This is a genomic window from Rhodoferax sp. (assembly GCF_023701345.1).
GTDB lineage: Bacteria > Pseudomonadota > Gammaproteobacteria > Burkholderiales > Burkholderiaceae_C > Rhodoferax.
On sequence record NZ_JAMPXE010000191.1, the window covers coordinates 1 to 4393 of the forward strand.

The following is a 4393-nucleotide window of genomic DNA, read 5'->3' on the forward strand; positions in this document are numbered from 1 at the left end:
TGGCCGGCATCGTCGCCCGGGAATCCGCCAGTCTGGGGCTGGGCATGGCGTGGATGATGCAGCAAATGCTGGCGCGCTTCGTGCTGTCGCCGAATCTGCGCAGCGACCGGCATCGTGCGCTGCTGCAATCCATGGCGGTCGGCGACACCCTGCTGGCACTCGCGATCTCCGAGCCCGGCACCGGCGCACACCCCAAACACCTGAGCTGCCGGGCGGTACGGGACGGCGACGACTGGCTTCTTGACGGCCACAAGGCCTTCGTCAGCAACGGCCCTGCCGCCGATGCCATCATCGTGCTGGCCGTCAGCGGCGAAAAAGAAGGGCGCAAGCGCTTCGATGCTTTCGTCGTTGAGGCCAACACACCGGGCCTGACCCGCGAACTGGACGACAAAGTGCGCGGACTGGCGCCGCTGGGCCATTGCGGCCTGCGCCTGGTCGGCTGCCGGGTGCCGGAAAGCCAGCGCCTGGGCGAGCCTGGACAGGCTTTCGACACCATCGCTCGGCCGCTGCGCGCGATCGAAGACGCGCTGCTGCTGGGCCCGATGCTCGGCGCCATGCAAGCCGAGCTGGATACCCTGGCACGCTGGTTTCGCCATGCAGCCCGCACGCCGGCTTTGACCCGGGAGCTGGGTGGCTTGCAACTCGAACTCGACGCCCTCTCGCCCGTGGCACGCCATGCCGCCCAGCACCTGGACCAGCACGGGCCCGACGAGGCGCTGGCGGCGTTCAACCTGGGCGCGCGCCGCCTGTTTGATCGCTGGCAAGGCGCCTGTGAATCCTTTGCCGCAGCCCTGGACGACCATGAACCGGCCCTGCTCACCCTGGCGCGCGACCTGCGCCTGGTGCAGGGCATCGCCCGCAGCATCGCCGAATCCCGGCAATTCCAGGCCGGAGAAACCCTTTTGAAATCAACGACAACCCATGAAATCACTGCACCAAGCCCACTTTGATTCCGTTGACCTAGTCGCCAAAGCCTTCGCCTCGGTCGACTACATCGCCAGCCGCGAAATCGCCACCTCGGTCTACCTGGGCTTCAACCTGGAAAAGCCGATCCTGGTCGAAGGCCCGGCCGGCGTCGGCAAGACCGAACTGGCCAAGGGCATGGCCGAGATTCTCGACGTGCCCCTGATCCGCATGCAGTGTTACGAAGGCCTGGACGAATCCAAGGCTTTGTACGAGTGGAAATACGGCAAGCAATTGCTCTACACGCAACTGCTCAAGGACAAGCTGGGCGAGATGATGCAGGGCGCCGTCGGCCTGGCCGCCTCCATGGACAAGCTGCATGCGCACGACGACCTGTTTTTCAGCGAGCATTTCCTCGAACCGCGCCCGCTCTACCAGGCCTTGCACCAGGAGCGCGGCTGCGTGCTGCTGATCGACGAGATCGACAAGTCCGACCCCGAATTCGAGGCCTTCCTGCTCGAAGTGCTGTCCGACTTCCAGGTCTCGGTACCCGAACTCGGCACCATCAAGGCCAAGGTCAAGCCCCTCGTCTTTCTCACCAGCAACAACACGCGCGAAATGAGCGACGCGCTCAAGCGCCGCTGCCTGCACCTGCACATCTCCTTCCCCAAAGCCGCGCTGGAGCGGCGCATCCTGGAGCGGCGCGTGCCCGGCCTGTCGGCAACACTGAACCGGGAGCTGGTGGCCTTCATCCAGGCGGTGCGCCAGTTGGACCTGAAAAAACTGCCCTCGGTCAGCGAAACCATCGACTGGGCCAAGACGCTGCTGCTGCTGCACGCCGAACACCTGAACCTGGACGTGGTGCGCGACACGCTCAATGTCTTCCTCAAGTTCGAGCAAGACATCGCCACCGCCAACGCGCAGATGTCCACCCTGCTGCAACAAGCGCGCAAGGATGCGGAGAGTCCCCGTGCAAGCCACGCTTGAAGACTTTTTCAAGGCGCTGCGCGGCAGCGACCTTGAAATCCATCTCAACGCCCAGGTCGATGCGGCGCGTGCCGTCGAACTGGTGGGTTGGAGCGACCGCGCCCTGCTCAAGAGCGCGCTGGGCACCACGCTGGCCAAGACCACGGTCGACCGCGCCCTGTTCGACGAGGCCTTTGACCATTTCTTTCGTTTCAGCTCTTTTGAAAACCTGGCAGCCCCTGGCGGCGCGGTCCGGCCCGGCGTCCAACCCGGCGCCGACGCCACACCAGCGCAAGACCCGCCCGAGCAAAGCCCCAAAAACCAGACAGCCACCGGCTCCGGCGGGCCGGGCGGTTGCCAGGGCAGCGGCGGCCAGGCCTTGTCGCAGTTGTTGCTGTCGGGCGACTCGGCGGCGCTGGCCAAGCGCATGCAGGAAGCCGCGCGCGAGGTGGGCCTGACCGACATCTGGTTCTTCACGCAAAAGGGTTTTTACACCCAGAAGATCCAGCAGGCCATGGGCCTGGAACTGCTGGACCGCGAAATCTCTGACGCCAAACGCCAGACGCTGGCGCCCGAGCGCGCCGAGGAGCTTGAACTGGCGCGCAAAAAATTGTTCGAGGAGGTTCGCAATTTTGTCGAACGCAAACTCGCGCTCTTCGGCACGGCCCCGACGCGCCAGTTGCACGACGACTTCCTGCAAACGCAAAAGCTCTCCAACATCGAAAAGCGCGATTTCGCGCGCATGCACGTCATCGTCAGCAAAATCGCCAAGCGGCTGGCTGATCGCCACTCGCGGCGCAAGAAGCAGCGGGTGCGCGGCCAGCTCGACTTCCGCAAGACCCTGCGCAAGAACGCGGCCTACGACGGCGTGATGTTCGAGACCTTCTGGCGCTCCAAGGTGGTGGACCGGCCACGCGTGGTGGCCATTTGCGACGTCAGCGGCTCGGTGCGCCAGTACGCGCGCTTTCTGCTGCTGTTCCTGCACAGCCTGGGCGAGCAGGTCAGCGACGTGCGCAGTTTCGCCTTCACCAACCACCTGGTGGACGTGAGCGACACCTTCGAGCTGCTGCCGGTCGAGCAAGCGGTCGACAAAGTGATGCAGGCCGTGGGCGGCAGCGGCACCGACTACGGTCAAACCCTGCTCGATATTGAAGAACAATTGCTGGGCGACATCGACCGCCGCACCACGGTGCTGATCCTGGGCGACGCGCGCAACAACCGCGGCGAGGCGCATGTCGAGGTCATGAAGCAGCTTTATGAGCGCGCGCGCCGGGTGATCTGGCTCAATCCCGAGCCCACCTCGTTCTGGGGCCTGGGCGATTCGGAGATGAAGCGCTACGCGCCCTATTGCCACATCGCGCGCGAATGCAATTCCCTCACCCACCTGGAAAGCACACTCGACGCCTTGCTGCGCACCCATTCGGCCAGCGCGTAGAGCCCCCATCCCCCGCGCAAGGAACACCGCCATGGCCCGCCCCACCCTGCAACTGCACCCCCGCAAAGAACCGGCCGTGGCGCACCCAGCGGCCACCCTGCTGCTGCTGCGTGACGGAGCGCTGGGCGTCGAAGTGCTGATGACCCGGCGCTCGCCAAACGCCAGCTTCTTGCCCGGCGCCTATGTGTTCCCCGGCGGGCGAGTGGACGCCGACGACCACCAGACACACACGCTGGCGCGCGCCCCCGACGCGGGCGGACGCTACCGCACGGCGGCGCTGGCGGCGCTGCGGGAAACCTTCGAGGAACTGGGCATCCTGCTGGCCGTGCAGGCCGATGGCAGGCCCATCACCCGCACCCACCTTCAAGCGCTGGACCGCAGCCGGGCGCTGTACCCGCAACTGCAAGCCCAGGGCTGGTCACTGGCGGTCGATCAGGCGCGCATGCTGGCCTGCTGGACCACGGACCGCAGCGTGCCCAAGCGTTTCGACACCGTCTTCTTCGCTGCGCTGATGCCCGACCAGCAGGAACCGGTGGCCGACGAAATGGAGCAGTTCGAGCCGGTCTGGGTCCGGCCCCAGGATGCGCTGGCGCAGCACCAGGCCGGCAACTTCTTCATGATCTTCCCCACCATCCGCACCCTGCACTGGCTGTCGGCCTTCGAACAGGCCGGGCAGGCCCTGGCGGCCTGCACCGAGGACGAACCACTGTGGAACTCCACCCCCCGTGGTGGTCTGGTCGGCGGTCAACCGCAGCGCTTCATGGAGCAGGACCTGCCCTACGCCGAGCTCGCGCTGGTGTGCCCATCCGGACAACTGGAACATGCGCTGGACTGGCAGCACGAACGGCCGGTGCCCCTGCTGCGGCACCTGCATCGCCTCACCGCCCCCAACGCCAGCGTCATGACCGGCCCCGGCACCAACAGCTACATCGTGGGTGACGCGGCCAGTGGCTACATCGTCATCGATCCGGGCCCCTTGCTGAACGACCATATCGAGCGCCTGCTGGCGTTCACGGCGGGCCAGATCACGGCCATCGTCTGCACCCACTCGCACGCCGACCACTCCCCCGCCGCACGGCCGCTGGCCCA

At 66.0% G+C, this 4393-nt stretch carries 4 protein-coding genes; all 4 read left to right on the plus strand.

Going from position 1 to position 4393, the window contains the following annotated elements; genetic code table 11:
* Positions 1-950 (plus strand): acyl-CoA dehydrogenase (locus NDI87_RS16735; protein ID WP_296276714.1); only part of this gene is annotated, 950 nt, incomplete at its 5' end.
* A complete protein-coding gene (locus NDI87_RS16740) occupies positions 922-1890 on the plus strand; it encodes a MoxR family ATPase (RefSeq protein WP_296276715.1) in 969 nt (322 codons plus the stop codon). The genes NDI87_RS16735 and NDI87_RS16740, both read left to right, overlap by 29 nt.
* Positions 1874-3304 (plus strand): VWA domain-containing protein, encoded by a 1431-nt coding sequence (locus NDI87_RS16745; protein WP_296276716.1) that lies wholly within the window; start codon positions 1874-1876, stop codon positions 3302-3304. The genes NDI87_RS16740 and NDI87_RS16745 overlap by 17 nt, the downstream gene beginning before the upstream one ends.
* A gap of 31 nt (positions 3305-3335) precedes the next feature.
* On the plus strand, positions 3336-4393 hold a 1058-nt coding region (locus tag NDI87_RS16750; RefSeq protein WP_296276717.1), incomplete at its 3' end, for an NUDIX domain-containing protein.

What these genes read in the sequence shown, in the direction of transcription:
- NDI87_RS16740 (WP_296276715.1), top strand. Translation starts at nt 922, where the DNA reads ATGAAATCACTGCACCAAGCCCACTTTGATTCCGTTGACCTAGTCGCC.